16 protein-coding genes and 1 CRISPR repeat array (1 of these 17 running past the window's edge) are annotated in these 19,679 nt (G+C 58.6%); of the genes, 9 read left to right on the top strand and 7 right to left on the bottom strand.

The annotated features are described in order from the left end of the window. Positions 1-8: 8 nt before the first annotated feature. The gene (locus ABIE61_RS02965) at positions 9-1,118 is read right to left on the bottom strand and encodes a GGDEF domain-containing protein (protein WP_354406578.1); all 1,110 of its coding nucleotides are present in this window, start codon (positions 1,116-1,118) and stop codon (positions 9-11) included. Positions 1,119-1,278: 160 nt separating this feature from the next. Between ABIE61_RS02965 and ABIE61_RS02960 the strand changes: the two genes are divergently transcribed. Further along, on the top strand, positions 1,279-1,662 hold the full coding sequence (locus ABIE61_RS02960) for a PilZ domain-containing protein (protein WP_354406575.1): 384 nt from the start codon (positions 1,279-1,281) through the stop codon (positions 1,660-1,662). Here the strand turns inward: ABIE61_RS02960 and radA are convergent, their stop codons facing one another. Next, positions 1,663-3,036, bottom strand: a complete 1,374-nt coding sequence (gene radA / locus ABIE61_RS02955) for a DNA repair protein RadA (protein WP_354406573.1) — start codon at positions 3,034-3,036, stop codon at positions 1,663-1,665. 138 nt (positions 3,037-3,174) lie between these two features. Here radA and ABIE61_RS02950 point away from each other — a divergent pair, with 138 nt between their 5' ends. The 8 genes from ABIE61_RS02950 to ABIE61_RS02915 all read left to right on the top strand — a co-directional run bounded on the left by ABIE61_RS02950 (position 3,175) and on the right by ABIE61_RS02915 (position 12,470). Next, the gene (locus tag ABIE61_RS02950) at positions 3,175-4,452 is read left to right on the top strand and encodes an O-acetylhomoserine aminocarboxypropyltransferase/cysteine synthase family protein (protein WP_354406570.1); all 1,278 of its coding nucleotides are present in this window, start codon (positions 3,175-3,177) and stop codon (positions 4,450-4,452) included. 58 nt (positions 4,453-4,510) lie between these two features. After that, complete coding sequence (locus tag ABIE61_RS02945; protein ID WP_354406567.1) at positions 4,511-5,053, top strand: glutathione peroxidase; 543 nt, start codon at positions 4,511-4,513, stop codon at positions 5,051-5,053. Positions 5,054-5,151: 98 nt separating this feature from the next. Continuing rightward, on the top strand, positions 5,152-5,385 hold the full coding sequence (locus tag ABIE61_RS02940; RefSeq protein WP_354406564.1) for a type II toxin-antitoxin system Phd/YefM family antitoxin: 234 nt from the start codon (positions 5,152-5,154) through the stop codon (positions 5,383-5,385). After that, a complete protein-coding gene (locus ABIE61_RS02935; RefSeq protein WP_354406562.1) occupies positions 5,382-5,783 on the top strand; it encodes a type II toxin-antitoxin system VapC family toxin in 402 nt (133 codons plus the stop codon). The genes ABIE61_RS02940 and ABIE61_RS02935 overlap by 4 nt, the downstream gene beginning before the upstream one ends. A 73-nt stretch (positions 5,784-5,856) precedes the next feature. Continuing rightward, positions 5,857-7,302 carry a DUF3375 domain-containing protein gene (locus ABIE61_RS02930; RefSeq protein ID WP_354406561.1) on the top strand — a complete coding sequence of 482 codons (1,446 nt, stop codon included), beginning with the start codon at positions 5,857-5,859 and terminating at the stop codon, positions 7,300-7,302. A 16-nt stretch (positions 7,303-7,318) separates the two neighbouring features. Then, entirely contained in the window at positions 7,319-7,918 is a 600-nt protein-coding gene (locus ABIE61_RS02925) for a DUF4194 domain-containing protein (RefSeq protein ID WP_354406559.1), read from the top strand. Then, entirely contained in the window at positions 7,918-11,289 is a 3,372-nt protein-coding gene (locus tag ABIE61_RS02920) for an ATP-binding protein (RefSeq protein WP_354406557.1), read from the top strand. The genes ABIE61_RS02925 and ABIE61_RS02920 overlap by 1 nt, the downstream gene beginning before the upstream one ends. After that, a complete protein-coding gene (locus ABIE61_RS02915) occupies positions 11,286-12,470 on the top strand; it encodes a Wadjet anti-phage system protein JetD domain-containing protein (protein ID WP_354406555.1) in 1,185 nt (394 codons plus the stop codon). Before ABIE61_RS02920 ends, ABIE61_RS02915 begins: the two co-directional genes overlap by 4 nt. Here the strand turns inward: ABIE61_RS02915 and ABIE61_RS02910 are convergent. The 5 genes from ABIE61_RS02910 to ABIE61_RS02890 are packed head-to-tail and all read right to left on the bottom strand — an operon-like array spanning position 12,467 to position 15,763. Beyond that, on the bottom strand, positions 12,467-12,727 hold the full coding sequence (locus ABIE61_RS02910; RefSeq protein ID WP_354406552.1) for a type II toxin-antitoxin system Phd/YefM family antitoxin: 261 nt from the start codon (positions 12,725-12,727) through the stop codon (positions 12,467-12,469). The genes ABIE61_RS02915 and ABIE61_RS02910 overlap by 4 nt on opposite strands. 52 nt (positions 12,728-12,779) lie before the next feature. Next, entirely contained in the window at positions 12,780-13,247 is a 468-nt protein-coding gene (locus ABIE61_RS02905; protein ID WP_354406549.1) for a methyltransferase family protein, read from the bottom strand. A gap of 3 nt (positions 13,248-13,250) precedes the next feature. Beyond that, positions 13,251-14,267: a ribonuclease Z gene (locus ABIE61_RS02900; protein ID WP_354406548.1), complete on the bottom strand. Its 1,017-nt coding sequence runs from the start codon at positions 14,265-14,267 to the stop codon at positions 13,251-13,253. A 3-nt stretch (positions 14,268-14,270) separates the two neighbouring features. Then, positions 14,271-15,011 carry an SIR2 family NAD-dependent protein deacylase gene (locus tag ABIE61_RS02895; protein WP_354406546.1) on the bottom strand — a complete coding sequence of 247 codons (741 nt, stop codon included), beginning with the start codon at positions 15,009-15,011 and terminating at the stop codon, positions 14,271-14,273. 11 nt (positions 15,012-15,022) lie between these two features. Continuing rightward, positions 15,023-15,763 carry a tellurite resistance TerB family protein gene (locus ABIE61_RS02890; RefSeq protein WP_354406544.1) on the bottom strand — a complete coding sequence of 247 codons (741 nt, stop codon included), beginning with the start codon at positions 15,761-15,763 and terminating at the stop codon, positions 15,023-15,025. 290 nt (positions 15,764-16,053) lie between these two features. Beyond that, a CRISPR array of direct repeats spans positions 16,054-19,679; the repeat unit is 29 nt; unit sequence CGGTTGATCCCCGTGCCTACGGGGAACAC (it continues 3,427 nt past the right edge of the window).

Here is a 19,679-nt window from a genome sequence, read left to right as displayed (position 1 = left end):
TCCGAAGATCAGTCAGCCTGACTGGAGGCGGCTGCCTCACCCGCCAAACAATACCGGTCTCGCCCCGAGTCCTTGGCCTGATACAGGGCTTCATCCGCCCGCTGCAGCAGACCCGAGCGATCCTCCCCGTCGATAAGGGTGGCGATACCAATACTGGTGGTAAAACTGACCTCTTCACCGGTAGGCACTTTCAACCGGGTCTGATGACAGGCAGTGCGAATCTGCTCTGCCAGCGATATTGCCTGATTCTGATCAGTCTCTGGCAGCGTCAACAGAAACTCCTCACCGCCAAAACGCCCGGCCAGATCCGTCTTGCGCTTGGCGTGATCCTTCAAAATACGGGCAAATTGCTTTAACACAATGTCCCCGGCAGCATGGCCGTGGTTGTCGTTAAAGCTCTTGAACTTGTCCAGGTCAAACAGCATCACCGTCAGAGGCGTACGATGTGTATGTGCCTCTTCAATGTCGCCGTCCAACTGATCCATTACCTGACGTCGGTTGGCCAGCCCGGTAAGGGGGTCACGTGTAGCCTGCCGGTACAGGATCAGCAACATGCTGAGCTGGTTCACAGAAGCCCAACCGGCAATCAGCCCCAGCACCGCCAGCAGCCACAGATCGTTGAGCCCCGGCACCAGTCCGAACTTACCGGTCCAGAGCTGGGTTACCAGTTCCACTAACAGCACAAAGATGGCAAACCCGGCCACCTCGAACATGGTCAGCGGGAATATCGCCAGCATGGTCATGATCATGAAGGGGAAAAAGGCGTATCCGGCCAAGACCTCAGACGCAAACCCTTGCTGCAGCAGCACCATATTGCTCCAGGTCTGAAACACCGTCAGTACAAGTACCAGCAGTAAAAGACGAATGAGCGATATTTCGAGTCTATATGGATGAGAGAACCAGAGGCCCAACAGAAGGCAGCACGCGCTGGCAGCAAGACGGCCATAGGCGATGGTGCTACTGACCGCTTCAGGCAGGAGCAGCCAGTCGATCAAAATCCAGCCGCTTTGCAGCACCATTAACATCCAGGCGATCAGCCTTACACGCGTGAACAGATGATGACTGCGTGTGTGGTTGAAGTAGCGCGAGTGTCGGCCCGCTCTCAGCAGATCATTCATGACTTCGAACATACCTCGCCTCGGTAACTGTCGGTTACAGGATACGCCAGACTAGCGGAAGCTGTCACAGGTCATATTGATCTGGGGCAGCCGGGCTCCACAATGTCGACAGAGTGTAATACCATGCCTGAAGTAACTTCGATCAGCGAGGATTTCGAGCGTGAATACCAACAACGAACGCCGCCGCTTTACCCGCATCCCCTTTGACGCCGAGTGTGAACTGCACAGCGACAAGGGTTCGGCCGTGGTGCAGCTGGTCGACATCTCCCTTCGTGGCGCGCTGGTAGAATCAAGCCACCCTCTTCCTGTCGGCATGAATGACCACGTCAAGCTGCATCTGTATCTTGCCAATGACATCCTGATCGAAATTCCGGCCATACTCACCCACTCTCAGCCCCCCCAATACGGTTTCACCGCCGGCGAGATGGAGATCGACAGCATCACCCACCTTCGCCGCCTGGTTGAATTGAACCTGGGGGACGAAGCACTGCTGGAACGTGAGCTGGAACAGCTGCTGTCGGATGACGAGGACGCTCAGGCCTGATCAGATCGCATCCAGCGCTTCCGACAGGGTTTTGACTCCCACCACTTCCATACCACTGAGCGGCTCACGCGGCACATTCGCCAACGGCACGATTGCTCGCTTGAAACCATGCTTGGCCGCTTCACGAATTCGCTCCTGACCATTGGGCACAGGCCGAATCTCGCCGGACAGCCCCACTTCACCAAACACCATCAACTCCTGTGACAGCGGCCGATCACGGAAACTGGACACAATCGCCAGCAACAGCGCCAGGTCAGCACTGGTCTCCAGCACTTTGACCCCACCCACCACATTGACGAATACATCCTGATCGCCGGTCATCAAACCACCATGCCGGTTGAGCACCGCCAGCAACATCGCCAGCCGGTTCTGCTCAAGGCCTACCGCTACACGGCGCGGGTTGGACAGGTGCGAAGTATCCACCAGCGCCTGCAGCTCTACCAGGAGCGGGCGAGTTCCTTCCCACACCACCATCACCACACTGCCGGGACTGGGCTCGCTGCCACGGCTAAGAAAAATGGAACTGGGGTTTTTCACTTCCTTGAGACCGTTTTCCAGCATGGCGAACACGCCCAGCTCGTTGACGGCGCCGAAACGGTTCTTGTGGCTGCGAAGCGTACGGAAGCGGCTATCGGATGAGCCCTCCAGCTGCAACGAACAGTCGATCATGTGCTCCAGTACCTTGGGGCCAGCCAGCGAGCCGTCTTTGGTCACATGACCGACCAGGAACAGTACGGTACCGGTTTGCTTAGCGTAGCGGGTCAGAAACGCAGCGCTTTCGCGTACCTGTGATACCGAGCCCGGTGCCGACTGTACATCGGTCACATGCATCACCTGAATGGAGTCGATCACCATCACCTTTGGCTGCAATTCATTGGCCAGGTCACAGATGGTTTCTACCGAGGTTTCCGACAGCATCTGCAGCTGGTCTGCTTTCAACCCGAGTCGTGCCGCGCGCATCGCCACCTGTTGCAACGACTCCTCACCGGTGATGTACAGCGCGGGCATCTGCGCCACCAGATGGCACATGGTCTGCAGCAGCAGGGTACTCTTGCCCGCACCGGGGTGGCCCCCGATCAACACTGCCGAGCCCGGCACCAGGCCACCCCCCAGCACCCGATCCAGTTCACTGCTGCCACTGGAAAAACGCGGCATCTCTTCCAGCGCCACCTCACTGAGGCTGACCACCTTTTTCTGCTTGCCGGCGCCTCCGGCATACCCCTCAAACCGATTGCTGCGGGCACCACCGGCATCAGAGCCCAAACGCACTTCCGTAATGGTGTTCCAGGCCCCGCAGGCGTTGCACTGCCCCTGCCACTTGCGGTAGTCGGCGCCGCAATCATTGCAGACAAAGGCGGTTTTCGGTTTGGCCATCGGGGTGTCTCCTGAAGCGTTAGGGTTTACACTGAGCATCTGTTCACGTGGACTCGATTGTAGCAAGCGGCGGTGTCTCGGGTCAGCCTCGGTCCCCGGACACCACCGCCGGATCAAAACAACAAGGAATCAATCCCAATGAAACTGGAAACACTCGCTCTGCATGCAGGTTATGAGACTGACCCGACCACCAAGTCAGCTGCCGTACCCATCTACCAGACCACCTCCTATGCATTCGATGATGCCCAGCACGGTGCAGACCTGTTCGACCTTAAGGTGCCAGGTAACATCTACACCCGCATCATGAACCCCACCAACGATGTGCTGGAAAAGCGTGTCGCTGCACTGGAAGGCGGAATCGCGGGGCTGGCTGTTGCATCCGGCATGGCGGCCATCACCTACACGGTGCAGACGCTGGCCGAAGTGGGTGACAACATCGTATCGACCAGCGAACTGTACGGCGGCACCTACAACCTGTTCGCGCACACACTGCCGCGTCAAGGTATCGAAGTGCGCTTCGTCAACAAGGATGATTTCGACGGACTGGAAAGCAAGATCGATGCCCGCACCAAGGCGATCTACTGCGAATCGGTCGGCAACCCTTCCGGCGGCATCGCCGACATCGAAAAGATGGCCGAAATCGCTCACCGTCACGGTGTACCGCTGGTGGTGGACAACACCGTCCCCAGCCCGTCACTGTGGCGCCCAATTGAACAGGGTGCCGACATCATCGTGACCGCGGCCACCAAATATATCGGTGGCCACGGTACCACCATCGGCGGCGTGATTGTCGATTCCGGCAAATTCCCCTGGGCCGAGAACAAGGAACGCTTCCCGCTGCTGAACCAGCCGGATGTGTCCTACCATGGCGTGGTCTACACCGAAGCATTCGGCCCGGCTGCCTTTATCGGCCGCGCTCGCGTAGTACCGCTGCGCAACATGGGCGCGGCGCTGTCACCGATGAACGCCTTTATGCTGCTGCAGGGTCTGGAAACCCTTTCCCTGCGCATGGAGCGCATCTGTGAGAACACACAGAAGGTGGCCGAATACCTTGAGAACCATCCAGACGTCACTTGGGTGAACTATGCTGGCCTGCCCAGCCACAAGGATTACGCCCTGGCGCAGAAATACATGGGCGGCAAGGCATCCGGTATTCTCAGCTTTGGTCTCAACTCTGGCCGCGAAGGCACGCGCAAGTTCTATGACGCGCTGCAGATTTTCCTGCGCCTGGTGAACATCGGTGACTGCAAGTCGCTGGCCTCCATTCCGGCCGAGACTACGCACCGCCAGCTAAATGACGAGGAACTGAAATCCGCCGGCGTTTCACCGGAAATGGTGCGCCTGTCGATCGGCATCGAGCACGTTGATGACCTGATCGCCGACCTGGATCAGGCACTGGCTCAGGCCCACAACTGATCTGACACTCTGAACCGGACAGCCGGCGCACACGTAACAGTCGAAAACGGAGAACAAAATGAAACGTTTACTGACAACCCTGTGTGCCCTGCTGTTCGGACATTCCGCTTCGGCTTCAGAGCCCAACACCGATGCGCTCTATCACCACCAACTTAAACGACTGCATTCAGCCGAAGTAGTCGACCTGCGCGAACGCTTTGCCGGAAAACCCATGCTGGTGATCAACACTGCCAGTTTCTGCGGCTTTACCGGCCAGTTTGAAGGACTGGAAGCGCTGCATCAGCGCTACAAGGATCAGGGATTGATGGTGGTTGGCTTTCCGTCGGATGATTTCAATCAGGAAGCCAAAAGCGAGGAAAAAAGCGCCGAGGTCTGTTTCGTCAACTTCGGCGTGACCTTCGACATGTTCAGCCCGATTCACGTCAAGGGCGACAATGCTCACCCCATCTTTCGTGAAATTGCCCGCCAGAGTGGCACCCCGCCGCGCTGGAACTTCTACAAGTACGTGATCGATCGTGATGGAAAGGTTACGGCGGCGTTCTCCAGCATGACATCACCGAGCAGCGATAAGCTTAGAAAGGCGATTGAAGCTGTGCTGTAAGGCCGGTACCTGCATGCCCATTTACGAAATGACCACTTGATATAGTCACATATTGTTTCTATGCTGCAGCAAAAAGCCCTTCAATAACGGTTATCCCTATGCAGCACGAAGCCACCAAATCCGAATTCAAGGCCAAGGCACTTGAGTTCTTTCGCCAAGTGGAATCCTCTGGAGAAGTACTGGTCATTACCGACCGCGGTCACCCCACGATAGAAGTGCGACGTTTCCGCTCGGACAAACGCACGCCACTGGAAAAACTGCGCGGCAGTATCGTCGAATATCATGACCCCGAAGAACCCATTGCCAGTGACGACTGGGAACTGTTGTCATGATTGTGCTCGACACCCACGTTTTGATCTGGTGGGTCAGTGGAGATCAGCGGCTGTCAGAAACTGCCAAAACAGCCATCGAGCAGGAATTGAAGCACAGTGACGGGCTTGTTGTGGTGTCCGCCATATCGGCGTGGGAAATAGCCATGCTGGTTTCGCTGGATCGTCTGGTACTGACCATGAGTGTGGATGACTGGCTGGCGACGGCGCAAGAAATTGACGGCCTGCGCTTTGAGCCGATTGATATTGCGGTCAGCATAGAGTCAACGCGTTTGCCCGGAGCATTTCACAAGGATCCGGCCGATCGCATGATTGTGGCCCTGGCACGTCACCTGAATGCTCCACTGGTGACCGCCGATGGCAAGATTCAGGCGTACAAACACGTGGCTACGATTTGGTAGTGCTCCCCATGGATCCCGCTGAACAAATTTCCCATAATGTCGGCTCTCTGTTTCCAACCGCACAGGATTCCGTGTGAGCCTCGACTTTGCCACTCTGTCACAACTGCGCAGAACCCACCCCGGCTGGCGGCTGCTGGTGGCCGACCATGCCCCGCTGGTGGTCAGCTTTCTGCAGCAGACGTTTATCGAACCCAATGTGCGGGTGATGGCGCAACCCGAGCTGGAATCCCGGCTTGAAGACCTGCTGTTCCAGCTGCGTGAGCGCGAAGGCGACAAGCTGTTTCCGCGTAGCGCCCGAGAATATCTGGATGACTGGGCGCAGCACGACAAGGGCTGGCTGCGCAAGTTCTACCCGCCGGCGTCCGATGAGGCCCACTTTGACCTGACCCCCGCCACCGAAAAAGCGATCGCCTGGCTGGAATCACTGACCCAGCGCGAATTCGTCGGCACCGAATCGCGCCTGTTGACCGTGTTCGAGCTGCTGCGACAGATGATATCGGGCACTGAGGCCGATCCGGATACCCGCATCCGTGAGTTGCAGGCGCAGCGAGACGAGATCGACCGCGAGATCGAACGAGTGCAGGCCGGTGATTTCAAACTCTTGGATGACACCGCCCTGCGCGACCGCTTCCAACAGGTCAGCAGTACCGCACGTGAACTGCTCAGCGACTTCCGCGAAGTGGAGCAGAATTTCCGTCAGCTGGATCTTCAGGTGCGTGAGCAGATCGCCACCTGGGAGGGGCGCAAGGGGGAGCTGCTGTCTCGCATTTTCGGCGAACGTGACGCCATCTCCGATTCAGACCAGGGGCGCAGCTTCCGTGCCTTCTGGGACTTCCTCATGTCACCGGCCAGTCAGGACGAACTGACCGAACTGCTGGAAAAAGTGTTCGAACTCGACGCCGTGAGCAGTTTCGAGCAGGACCGGCGGCTCAAGCGCATCCACTATGACTGGCTGGATGCCGGTGAGCACACCCAGCGCACCGTGGCACGGCTATCACAGCAGCTGCGGCGCTATCTGGATGACCAGGCCTATCTTGAGAACAAGCGCATCATGCAGATGCTGGATGGGATCTCGGCCCGCGCCATGGCGGTGCGCGAGCAGATGCCGACAGGGGATTTCTTCAGTATCGAGATGCCAAGCGCCGACATCCAGCTGCCGATGGAGCGTCCGCTGCACAACCTGCCGCTCAAACCGATGCTGGATACCGAGATCGAAGTGGCCGACAGCAGCGAGATCAGCACCGAGGCGCTCTACAACCAGATCAATATCGACAAGCAACGCCTCAAGGCACAGATCCGCCAGTGCCTGCAAACCCAGCAGCAGGTCAGCCTTACCGATGTGATTGGGCAGCATCCGCTGCAGCACGGTCTGGCCGAGCTGGTGGCCTACCTGTCCATTGCCGGCAGTGACCGTCATGCCCTGTTCGATGACAGCCATCAGGACCGGATCCGTTGGCAGGACGAAGATGGACTCTGGCGTCAGGCGCAACTCCCCCGCATCATTTTCATCAGGCCTTGAGTAGAGAATTAAAGCGATGACCGACACCGAACCGAACAACGCACTCTCCCTGGTACTGATCAACCTGCTCAAGGGGGTGCTGTATCAGGAGCAGGACCCCAAAACCTGGCAGCAGCTGATGAACCTGCAGGCGCAGGTCCGCGATTACGTCAGCGTACTGGGGCTGGAGCTGATGCTGGATGAGGCCGAAGGCTTTGCCTGGTTGCGCACCCGCAACACCGATGAGGGCGATGCCGAACTGCCTCGGCTGGTCGGCAGGCGCCAGCTGTCCTATCCGGTCAGCCTGCTGATCGCCCTGCTGCGGCGCAAGCTGGCCGAATTTGACGCCGGTGGCGGCGATACCCGTCTGATTCTGTCACGCGATGAGATTGTTGAGCTGATGCGAACCTTCATGCCGCCCGGCTCTACCGAAACCCGTCTGGTGGATCAGATCGATGCACACCTGAACAAGGTGATCGACCTGGGCTTCGCTCGCCGCCTGCGCGGGCAGGAACAGATGATCGAAGTACGCCGTATCATCAAGGCCTTTGTCGATGCCCAATGGCTGGAAGATTTTGACCAGCGTCTACAGGCCTATCAGCAACACATCAGCCCTGACGCAGAGGAGACCCCCTGATGCAGGAACAACTGCTCGATTTTGCCGCCAGTGACGAACTGGCCGGTTTCCGTCTGCATCAGCTGGAGGTCTACAACTGGGGTACCTTTGACAAGCATGTCTGGTCGCTTGCGCCCGGTGGCCACAACAGTCTGCTCACCGGCGATATCGGCTCCGGAAAATCCACCCTGGTGGATGCGGTCACCACCCTGCTGGTCCCCGCGCAAAAAATCGCCTACAACAAGGCCGCCGGTGCCGACAGCAAGGAACGTACCTTGCGCTCCTATGTGCTGGGCTACTACAAGTCCGAACGCAACGACAGCGGTCACAGCGCCAAACCGGTGGCACTGCGCGATCACAACAGTTTCTCCGTTATCCTCGGTCACTTCCGCAATGAAGGCTATGATCAGGACGTGACCCTGGCGCAGGTGTTCTGGTGCCGTGATACCGGCAGTCAACCGCAGCGCTTCTATATAGTGGCCGACAAGGTGATGAGCATCGCCGCCGATTTCTCGGGCTTTGGCAGCGACATCAACCAGCTGCGCAAACGCCTGCGCAACCAGTCTGCCGTCGAAGGGCCGTTTGATGCCTTTCCCGCCTATGAAGCTGCCTTTCGCCGCCGTTTCGGCATCGAGAACGCTCAGGCGATGGAGCTGTTTCATCAGACGGTATCGATGAAATCCGTCGGCAATCTCACCGACTTTGTGCGCGAGCACATGCTGGAAGCCTTTGATGTTCAGGCCCGCATCGATGCCCTGATCGGCCATTTTGAAGACCTCAACCGTGCCCACGAAGCCGTGCTCAAGGCGCGGGATCAGGTGGAGCGCCTGTCGCCGCTGATCGAGGACTGCGACCGTTATCACCGCGTCAGCGATCAGGCGCGCCACTGGCGCGAGTGCCGCGACAGCCTGCAACCCTATTTCGCTGCGCTCAAGGCCGAGCTGATCGAAAAGCGCTTGAGTAACCTTGATGCGGACGCGCAGCGCCTCGATGCCCGTATCACTCAGCAGACTCAGCAGCTGCAACAGCAGCGCGGTGAACGTGACCAGTTGAAGAACGCCATTGCCGCCAATGGCGGTGATCGACTGGAGCGGCTCAAGGCCGAACTTAACGAGCGCAATCAGGAACTGAGCAAGCGCCGCAACCGCGCCGAGCGCTACGCCCTGCTGGCCGAGCCACTGGGTCTGCCCACCACACCGGACCTGGACAGCTTTATCGCCAGTCGCCGACAGGCACAGCAACAGCGCAACGAGATCGATCAGCAGGAAGCCCAGTTGCAGAACGACCGCACCGATCAGGCCGTCGAACTGCAGCAGCTCAAACAGAGCCATCAGGCCCTGAGTGAAGAGATAGCCTCTCTGAAGCAACGGCGCAGCAATATCGACTCGCGCCAGATTGAGATCCGACGTCTGTTATGCGAATCCCTGGGCGTGGACGAGCACGAGATGCCCTTTGCTGGTGAGCTGATCCAGGTACGGGAATCCGAACAACAGTGGGAAGGAGTCGCCGAGCGTCTGCTGCACAATTTCGGCCTGTCGCTGCTGGTGCCCGAGCATCTTTATCCACAGGTGGCCGAATGGGTCGACCGGACCCGTCTGCGCGGACGGCTGGTGTACTACCGTGTCCGTACCGACCGCACCCTGGCACCGGCTGCGCCCCTGCCGGACTCCCTCGCCGACAAACTGGAGATCAAGCCCGACAGCGAGTTTTACTCTTGGCTGGAACAGGAACTGAGCAAGCGTTTCGACCATATCTGCTGTGAGTCGCTGGATCGCTTTCGTCGTGAGCACAAGGCCGTCACCCTGGCCGGGCAGATCAAGGCCGGTGGCCAGCGTCACGAGAAGGACGACCGCCACCGTCTGGATGATCGCAGCCGCTATGTACTGGGCTGGAGCAACGAAGCCAAGATCACCGCACTGGAGCAGCAGGCGGCTACGCTTGAGCGCAGCATGCAGGGCATCGCCGCTCGGCTGGCCGAGCTGGAACAGCAGCTGCGTGCGCTTGGCAATAACAAAACTCTGCTGGACAAGATTCAGGAATTTACCGATTTTGACGAGTTGAACTGGCAGCAGCTCGCCCGCCTGATTGAGGAGCTGAGTAGCGAGCTCAAGGCGCTGGAAGCCAGCTCAGACCAACTCAAAACCCTGACCGCCCAGCTCAACACCCTGGAAACCGCCATCAGCGAAACCGAATCGGCTCTCGACACCTTGAAGGCCGAGCTGACGACCAACAGAGTCAACCGCGAACAGGCACAGGCACTGCTCGACAGTTGCCGTGTGGTGCTGGAGCCCTTTGCTGCCGAGGTGCTGGCCGCCATTCGAGCCGAACTGGACCCGCTACGAACCGAGGCTTTGGGCGAACACCGGCTGACCGTGGAGGCCTGCGACAACCGCGAGCGTGACCTTCGCAATTGGCTGCAAGCCAAAATCGACAGCGAGGAGCGTCGCCTGAAAGACCTGGGTGAACGCATCGTCAAGGCGATGGAAAACTACCGCCACGCCTACCCTCTGGAGACTCAGGAAGTGGATGCCCGCATCGAGGCCGCCGACGAATACCGGCAGATGCTGACCCAGCTACAGGCCGACGACCTGCCCCGCTTTGCCGAACGCTTCAAGGCGCTGCTGAACGAGAATACCATCCGCGAAGTGGCCGGTTTCCAGTCCAAGCTGAAAAGCGAACGCCAGACCATTCAGGAGCGAATTGAGCGCATTAACCGCTCACTGGCCGATATCGAATACAACCCGGGGCGCTATATCCTGCTGGAGGCTCAGGCCAACCAGGATGCGGATATCCGCGACTTCCAGCAACAGCTGCGCGCCTGTACCGAAGGCAGCCTGACCGGATCGGAAGAGGAGCAGTACGCCGAGAACAAGTTCCTGCAGGTCAAGGCGATCATCGACCGTTTCCGCGGTCGTGAAGGGACCACCGAGCTGGACAAGCGCTGGACCCGCAAAGTCACCGATGTACGTAACTGGTTCCAGTTTGCCGCCTCCGAGCGCTGGCAGGAGGATAACAGCGAACACGAGCATTACACCGACTCCGGCGGCAAATCCGGTGGCCAGAAGGAAAAGCTGGCCTACACCGTGCTTGCCGCCAGCCTGGCCTATCAGTTCGGGCTGGAATGGGGGGCGGTGCGCTCGCGCAGCTTCCGCTTTGTGGTGATCGACGAAGCCTTCGGTCGCGGCTCAGACGAGTCGGCGCGCTACGGTCTGGAGCTGTTCCAGAAGCTCAACCTGCAGCTGCTGATCGTCACCCCACTGCAGAAGATCCATATCATCGAACCCTATGTGGCCAGCGTGGGCTTTGTCCACAACCCCGAAGGGCGCGACTCTCAGGTACGCAATCTCAGTATCGAAGAGTATCAGGCGGAGCGTGACGCACACACCTTATGAGCTGGACCGAACTGGACGAGATCAAGGCGCGGCTGAACAAGGCCTGGGCCAAGGGCAGGCTGCTAAGATCGCCTCTGGATAACGATGATGGCTGGCCCCTGCGCTACCCGCTGCGCCACCCGGCGGCAGGCGAGCTGGGCAGTCGTTTTGCCGAGGCGCAAACATGGGTGCAGCGCTGGTGTACTCATGAAGAAAAACACGACTTCCAGCTGGAGTGGCGTGATATCAATTCCCGCGACATCGGCCGCAACGAACTGCCGGTGGCAATACGGTTTGACTGCCCCGAAGATGCACAGGCGTTGATCGGCAAGCGCCGTGACGGGCGGGACTATACACAGCTGTGCGCGCAGATCACCACATCCTGCCCCGACCTGCTCGACTGGTGCGCGCGCAAGCCTCTGGCCGTACTGGAGCTTCAACCTGCCTGGCCCCGGCTGCTGAACGTTATCCACTGGCTCTGCCAACATCCCCGCCCAGGTGTGTATATCCGCCAGCTGGAACTGCCTGGCGTGGATACCAAGTTCATTGAGGCGCACAAAAAGGTGTTGAGCGAGCTGCTTGATGAGGTCCTGCCCGGCAAGCAGATCAACGAGGATGCCAGAGGCGTCAGTGGTTTCGAGCAGCGCTACGGCTTTCTCAACAAACCTGCACAGATCCGCTTTCGCCTACTCGACCCCAACCTCTATATCCAGGAGCTGAGCGACCTGCAGATCCCGGTAACGGACTTCGCCAGGCTGACATTGCCAGTTCAACAGATTGTGATCACTGAAAACGAGATCAACGGCCTCGCCCTGCCAAACATGCCCGGTGCAATGGTCATCTTCGGGCTAGGCTACGGTCTGGACAGTCTCAAACAAGCCAACTGGCTGGCCGACAAGACAATTCATTACTGGGGCGATCTCGATACTCACGGCTTTGCCATGCTGGATCAGTTGCGCAGCTACTTCCCGCAGACCCAGTCATTGCTGATGGACCGCGCCACTCTGCTGACTCACGAACCGCTGTGGGGTGAGGAGCCGAAACCAACCCGCAAGCGGCTGTCACGTCTGACTGATCACGAGCAGGCGTTGTATGAAGATCTGTGTCTGGACCGGCTGGCACCGGCCCTGCGACTGGAGCAGGAAAGGATCGGCTTTGAGCATGTGAAGGCGGCACTGGCGGGTTTAGGGGGTGGCACCTAGGCTCGCAGCCGGTTGATCACATCCTGAACAGGCTCAACGTCTTCCTGCTGAATCTGCCGTGTTCCAAGCGCAAGGATCTTGAGTAACGCCATCGTCTCTTGGGTTTGTTCATAGCTGCCGATCCCCTGAATCACGGCCTTGGCTTCACCATTCTGGGTAATCACCAACGGCTCTCCTTGATCTTCCAGCGTACGAACAACCTCCGCTGCATGCGCTTTAAGGTAGCTGATGGGCTTTATATGCGTTGAAAGTTTCATAACCACCTTCTAACAAGACCAAATATAGTACTTTATTAAGTCCATCAGTCAACTACACCCAGCGCCGCGTCCCACGGCAATAAACCTCATACTCATCACCAAACAGTTCCTGCAGCACTCGCTCTTCCGGCCGGATCTGAAAGCGGGTGATATAGACCACAAACCCTGCCAGCCAGAGCGGCGACAGCAGGTGTCCGAGTTGCAGCATCCATGCGGTCAGCAACAGCAGCAGCGCCAGATACATCGGGTTGCGGCTGAGCTTAAACACGCCGTAGGCTACCAGACAGCTGGTTTTTTCAGGGCAGTGCGGATGCACCGTAGTGCGCGCACGAAAGCAATGTAATACTGCCAAGGTACCCACCACACCTGCCAGCACCACCGGGACCAGGACCCAAGGCAGCGGTAGCCGAAACAGCACCCCACCCGGCCATAGCCAGGTACTCAGCCAACAGAGCCCAGCCGCGGCCAGCATTACTACCGGTGGCGGAACCAGCAGTTCAAGCGGGTGTTGTTTGCGCATGCTTTATTCCCTATTCGATACAGTGTGATTCGACCGCTGATCTCTGGCTTGCTCGCTCAAAAGAGATACCCCGCCATTACGGGCTATACCATAGGTCTCAAAATCCTGCGCCAGATAAAGCGTGCCGCTGTAATGGTGTGCCGCTTCTGCACGCAGCAGCTCGATCGACAGATCGCGTGGACGCCTGGGCCTGAGCAGATAACGTGGGCTGAAATGGGTCAGCAGCAGCGCCGGGATAGCGCGCGCCTCGGCGAAGCGTGCCACCCGGGCAGCACAGCTGTGCTGAGGATCTGGCCCCACCTGCTGCAGAACTTCTTCAGTATAGGTGGCTTCATGAACCAGCAACTGCACACCCTGGCAGGTCTTGTCTAAAAGTTCAGGCCGGTCGTTATCACCAGCCACCACCACCGCGCGTGCCGGGTGCGAGGCAATGCAGTATTCCCGCCCATCCAGCTCACGACCATCGGGTAACGTCACGTGCTCGCCCTGCTGCAAGCGGCCATACAACGGCGATGGCATCACCCTTTCTGTCTGCAGACGCTCGGTATCCAGCCGTACCGGGACATGAGCTTCCTGCAGCCGATAGGCCCAGCTCTCGGTACGATGGCTGAGTTCTGTCGCCATGATGCTGAAGCCACCCCGCTCCAGCTCCAATGTACGGGATACCTCAACAAACTCCAGCGGATAGTCGATGCGCAGCTCGGTATGCTCAATCACGGCCTGCAGATAACGCCAGACCACCGCCGGCCCCACCAGTGTCAGCGGCGCCGTACGCCCATTCAGCTGACAGGATGCCAGCAGCCCCGGCAAGCCGTAACAGTGATCGCCATGCACATGGGTGATCAGAACCGCCTGCAACTGCAGCGGTGACAGATGCGTTCGCAACAGCTGATGCTGGGTCGCCTCACCGCAGTCCACCAGCACCCACTGCCGCCCTCGCTCGGGCTGAATGGCGGTAGCACTGACATTGCGCTGTCGGGTGGGAGCCCCGGATGAGGTGCCAAGAAAGGTGAGTTGCATGGGTTACTCCCCTGCCAACCAACGCTCGATCCATTTGCGCACCGGTGAGCCCGCGCTGAACGCTTCGACTGCACCCATGCGGTAATGCTCGGTATAGGGCTTCAGGCCCGGGCCGAGCAAACGGTCATAGGGGCAGCTGTCTGTCGGATCAATATAGAGGATGGTCGCCGCGCCGTTACTACCGCTGTAAGCTTCAAGGCAAAACTGGATCACCGTTTCGCTGCTGCCGACCACCAGCACCAGATCATGTCGGGTCAATGAATTCATCAGGGTAAACAGGTCACGATAGACCGGCGCCACCTCACCGAAGAACACAACATTAGGCTTGAAGTGCGTAGGGTGAGCAACGTGATCAAACGCCTCATAGCCGATCGGTTGCACCTCATCTTCGGCCAGATTGACCAGCTCCAGCAGGTTGCCATGGATATGTACCACCTTCGAGCTGCCGGCACGTTCGTGCAAATCGTCCACGTTAGTGGTCATCAACGTCACCCGATCGCCGTAGCATTGCTGCAGTTCGGCAATCGCCTGATGCGCGGCGTTGGGTTCTAACCCTTGCAGCGCCGTGCGGCGGGCATTGTAGAATGCATGCACAAGGTCGTAATTTTGCTCGAAGGTGTCGATGTGACAGACATCCTCGATACGGTGATTGTGCCAAAGGCCATCCGGCCCGGTGCGAAAGGTAGGTACTCCGGACTCGGCGGAAACACCGGCACCGGTAAAAATGATCAACCGCTTGGACATTGTTACCTGCTTCATGACCCGTTAACGGTGTTCAGTACCTGACGCTCCAGCTCGGCTGCCAGTGCCGGTTCGAGCTGCAGCGCGGTTGCCAACTGGTTAAGCCAGGCACGTTCCATAGGGTTTTGTTCATCAATGATCGCGACACTGACCGCATAGATTTCACGCCGTGCCTGTGGCGAATCGGCACTGCGCGCCAGCGCATCGGCATCCAGCGGCGCATCAAACTGCTGCTGAATCCAGGCATGCAGCTCGTCATCCGGCCCCAGGCTTTCAATCTTGCTGGTCAACAAGGCGCGCTCGGCTGCATCAACATGGCCGTCTGCACGGGCGGCCATTATCATCGCCTGCAGAATTTCAAGCCCACGCCGTTCCTGATCCGGCCCCTGCAGCTGCTCAAGCGGCTGCCCTTCCGGCTGGTTGTTGGCTGAAGGACTCGCTGCCGATGCCGGCGACTGGGACTGATAGTTCTGATATGCCTTCCACGCCAGCACGCCGACCCCTGCCAGCGCACCATACTTCAGCGCCTTGCCACCCATCTTGCGACCACGCTTGGAACCCACCAGCAGCCCCAGCGCACCGCCACCGAGCAGGCTCTTCATATCGATCCCACCGGCACCACTGCCGCCAGAACCGCCCTTGAACTGCGAGGCCAGTTGGCTAACCATTCGGTTAACATCACCGCCCCCGGTAGAGCCGCCCTGACCACCGGAGGCCTGGTTCATCAGTTGCTTCAGAATTGACATGGCATTCATAGGCTTTTGCGCGAGAACCCCGTTTCGGTCTGGCCGTTGGCCTGAAGTACGGGGTGGGATAGCACGGGGTTGAGCCCCACCTGTTCTCGCTCCTCCCTTTTGGCTTGCTATCTTGGATTGGGGTTTGTAATGGTATGTGGATACACCGGTTGAGTGGGTTTGGCAACATACAACGTCAAAGCATTTCAGGACATATAGAATCGCTCGTTCGGGCAGTATATCAATAGCTCTGTTTTTTAAGCTGCCTTATACGGTAGCAAATACTGCTCAGTGGAAAGGGGGTCGCCCCGGTTTTGATCCCCGTGCCTACGGGGAACACGGCCAGCGTGAAGTCATGGTGATCTGGCCTGACGGTTGATCCCCGTGCCTACGGGGGAACACAGCACAAACAGCAGCGCTCCCAATACACCTGGCGGTTGATCCCCGTGCATACGGGGAACACATGTCGTTCTTACCAGTAGTAAGTGGAGCCAGCGGTTGATCCCCGTGCCTACGGGGAACACATCGAAAGAAATAGAGGAATTAACACCACCACACGGTTGATCCCCGTGCCTACGGGGAACACACGCGGCTTGAAAATATGTTCACGCAAGGCGGCGGTTGATCCCCGTGCCTACGGGGAACACTGAATAAACAGTGCGCCCCTGTTCAATGAATTCGGTTGATCCCCGTGCCTACGGGGAACACAGATTTGAATATTTCCTCAATGATTAATTCCGCGGTTGATCCCCGTGCCTACGGGGAACACTTGCCGCGCACCTGCTTGCTGGGGATTTCGACCGGTTGATCCCCGTGCCTACGGGGAACACGGGACGTTAGGGTGGTATGCCCCATCACTGTCCGGTTGATCCCCGTGCCTACGGGGAACACTCCCCCCGAACGTGAATGCGCTGGGCGGTAAACGGTTGATCCCCGTGCCTACGGGGAACACTTCGGCAAAAAGACCTGCCAGAGCATGACCACCGGTTGATCCCCGTGCCTACGGGGAACACGCAGCAGTCGCAGAGCTCCCAATATTGAACCGCGGTTGATCCCCGTGCCTACGGGGAACACTCTTCAATACCGTAAATGCCGTCGCCTTCGGGCGGTTGATCCCCGTGCCTACGGGGAACACTCACGCTCTCTTTTGGCTGAGCTCAGCCGCGGCGGTTGATCCCCGTGCCTACGGGGAACACCCTTGATAGTCAGAACCGGCGCTTCACCGGTGCGGTTGATCCCCGTGCCTACGGGGAACACGCAGCGGACGGCAGCAACTTCGATATCGAGAACGGTTGATCCCCGTGCCTACGGGGAACACGGGAAGGGCTGGACCGCGAGATCGCCAAGGCGCGGTTGATCCCCGTGCCTACGGGGAACACAAACACAAGCAGTAGCTGATTACGCCAGGACCCGGTTGATCCCCGTGCCTACGGGGAACACCTGTAGATAGATGCGTTCATCCATTCCGGGAGCGGTTGATCCCCGTGCCTACGGGGAACACTCAACGAGCAAATGAGCTGCAGAAATGACAGCCGGTTGATCCCCGTGCCTACGGGGAACACCACTCTAAAAACATCAAAAATACTCAATCAGACGGTTGATCCCCGTGCCTACGGGGAACACATCAAACCGGGCCTCTAACTGGCTAAGAACATCGGTTGATCCCCGTGCCTACGGGGAACACGCTTCAACCTTGGCGATCGAGGCTGCGGCCGGCGGTTGATCCCCGTGCCTACGGGGAACACGTCTGCTTTGTAACAATTCCTGAACGTGGTAGCGGTTGATCCCCGTGCCTACGGGGAACACCTATAAAGGATTCTCGTTTAAACAAATTATTACGGTTGATCCCCGTGCCTACGGGGAACACGTCTGCTTTGTAACAAGGGCTTAACGTGATAGCGGTTGATCCCCGTGCCTACGGGGAACACTAAAGTAACGGTTTATTCTATGGTTTCGATAACGGTTGATCCCCGTGCCTACGGGGAACACGCAGGGTGCCGAGCAGGCGGTACTGGTTGAGGGCGGTTGATCCCCGTGCCTACGGGGAACACAGAACGGCGGGCTCGCTATCCGTCTCGATTTGCGGTTGATCCCCGTGCCTACGGGGAACACTCCCCGGTTACATCCTCACCAAGCCCGGCCTGCGGTTGATCCCCGTGCCTACGGGGAACACACATGGATACAAGAACTCTTTGCTCAGGCTCTCGGTTGATCCCCGTGCCTACGGGGAACACTCCTGTTTTTTGGTTTATGGAGCTTGCCTTACCGGTTGATCCCCGTGCCTACGGGGAACACCTGCTTTTACAGATACCCAGCTCTGCAATACCCGGTTGATCCCCGTGCCTACGGGGAACACATTTGTGATTGGACAAAGTACAAATAAACCGGCGGTTGATCCCCGTGCCTACGGGGAACACCTGGAATACGCGGCCCTTGATGAGCTCAAAACCGGTTGATCCCCGTGCCTACGGGGAACACCGTTGAATATGATAGTGACGCCCGACCAAATCCCGGTTGATCCCCGTGCCTACGGGGAACACCTCCCAGTCTTCAATGTAGCGGTCGCGGCTTTCGGTTGATCCCCGTGCCTACGGGGAACACGGGTGCGCGACTTCCTACTGCGCAAAGCACACCGGTTGATCCCCGTGCCTACGGGGAACACGCATTCGGCGGCAGTGCGGTATGGCTTTTGGCCCGGTTGATCCCCGTGCCTACGGGGAACACACACCTCTCGCGAGGATGTCATAAACATTAGACGGTTGATCCCCGTGCCTACGGGGAACACCGGCCTGCTAATCGCCATCACCGCGGCTAACGCGGTTGATCCCCGTGCCTACGGGGAACACCAACGGGCACCACACGCAACCTGTAAGCAATGCGGTTGATCCCCGTGCCTACGGGGAACACCCGACCCCTGTGCCTCCGTTCACTGGCTGCACCGGTTGATCCCCGTGCCTACGGGGAACACTGGAGTATCTCAGCGTTAAGGCTGATTCCACGCGGTTGATCCCCGTGCCTACGGGGAACACCTAATAGGGGGGTAAAGTCTCTAAACCGTCAGCGGTTGATCCCCGTGCCTACGGGGAACACATCGTACAGTTCAGACCAGTTATCCGGGGTCACGGTTGATCCCCGTGCCTACGGGGAACACGCCACAATGTCTGATCGCAGGAGTTGAGAGCGCGGTTGATCCCCGTGCCTACGGGGAACACGATCCCCAATGCTCAATGAAGAGCATGAAAAACGGTTGATCCCCGTGCCTACGGGGAACACTTTTGCAATCAGACGGCGAATACCGGTAGGAGCGGTTGATCCCCGTGCCTACGGGGAACACGCTTCAACCTTGGCGATCGAGGCTGCGGCCGGCGGTTGATCCCCGTGCCTACGGGGAACACGTAGTAGCTCAGCTGCATCGTGTATTTCGTCACGGTTGATCCCCGTGCCTACGGGGAACACGTTCATTCGCGGCGAAGAAGTCCTACGGGTTCCGGTTGATCCCCGTGCCTACGGGGAACACCCTACAAGGAAGGGGAGGCATTGGCGCGGGAGCGGTTGATCCCCGTGCCTACGGGGAACACCAGCAGTCCCATTCCTTGAGCGCATTAAATGCCGGTTGATCCCCGTGCCTACGGGGAACACGCTCCTGTCGAATGTCGTCACGACTGCACCTCCGGTTGATCCCCGTGCCTACGGGGAACACGTTTATATCCAAAGGTCAACCCTGAGCTGATCCGGTTGATCCCCGTGCCTACGGGGAACACGTTAACTTTATTTTATCGTCCGCGGTTACACGCGGTTGATCCCCGTGCCTACGGGGAACACTCAACCACTATGGGACCGCAGGCCCGCACATGCGGTTGATCCCCGTGCCTACGGGGAACACGGTGCCCTGGTGCTGTTCAAGCTGTTCAAGCGCGGTTGATCCCCGTGCCTACGG

Source organism: Marinobacterium sp. MBR-111 (assembly GCF_040547585.1).
GTDB lineage: Bacteria > Pseudomonadota > Gammaproteobacteria > Pseudomonadales > Balneatricaceae > Marinobacterium > Marinobacterium iners.
This window is presented reverse-complemented; position numbering and strand designations above follow the sequence as displayed.

Bases quoted from the DNA above. Each gene is read 5' to 3' on its own strand.
- ABIE61_RS02935 (WP_354406562.1), top strand. From the start codon at position 5,382: ATGATTGTGCTCGACACCCACGTTTTGATCTGGTGGGTCAGTGGAGAT.
- ABIE61_RS02895 (WP_354406546.1), bottom strand. From the start codon at position 15,011: ATGTCCAAGCGGTTGATCATTTTTACCGGTGCCGGTGTTTCCGCCGAG.
- ABIE61_RS02965 (WP_354406578.1), bottom strand. From the start codon at position 1,118: ATGAATGATCTGCTGAGAGCGGGCCGACACTCGCGCTACTTCAACCAC.
- ABIE61_RS02925 (WP_354406559.1), top strand. From the start codon at position 7,319: ATGACCGACACCGAACCGAACAACGCACTCTCCCTGGTACTGATCAAC.
- radA (WP_354406573.1), bottom strand. From the start codon at position 3,036: ATGGCCAAACCGAAAACCGCCTTTGTCTGCAATGATTGCGGCGCCGAC.
- ABIE61_RS02890 (WP_354406544.1), bottom strand. From the start codon at position 15,763: ATGAATGCCATGTCAATTCTGAAGCAACTGATGAACCAGGCCTCCGGT.
- ABIE61_RS02920 (WP_354406557.1), top strand. From the start codon at position 7,918: ATGCAGGAACAACTGCTCGATTTTGCCGCCAGTGACGAACTGGCCGGT.
- ABIE61_RS02905 (WP_354406549.1), bottom strand. From the start codon at position 13,247: ATGCGCAAACAACACCCGCTTGAACTGCTGGTTCCGCCACCGGTAGTA.
- ABIE61_RS02910 (WP_354406552.1), bottom strand. From the start codon at position 12,727: ATGAAACTTTCAACGCATATAAAGCCCATCAGCTACCTTAAAGCGCAT.
- ABIE61_RS02945 (WP_354406567.1), top strand. From the start codon at position 4,511: ATGAAACGTTTACTGACAACCCTGTGTGCCCTGCTGTTCGGACATTCC.
- ABIE61_RS02900 (WP_354406548.1), bottom strand. From the start codon at position 14,267: ATGCAACTCACCTTTCTTGGCACCTCATCCGGGGCTCCCACCCGACAG.
- ABIE61_RS02940 (WP_354406564.1), top strand. From the start codon at position 5,152: ATGCAGCACGAAGCCACCAAATCCGAATTCAAGGCCAAGGCACTTGAG.
- ABIE61_RS02915 (WP_354406555.1), top strand. From the start codon at position 11,286: ATGAGCTGGACCGAACTGGACGAGATCAAGGCGCGGCTGAACAAGGCC.
- ABIE61_RS02950 (WP_354406570.1), top strand. From the start codon at position 3,175: ATGAAACTGGAAACACTCGCTCTGCATGCAGGTTATGAGACTGACCCG.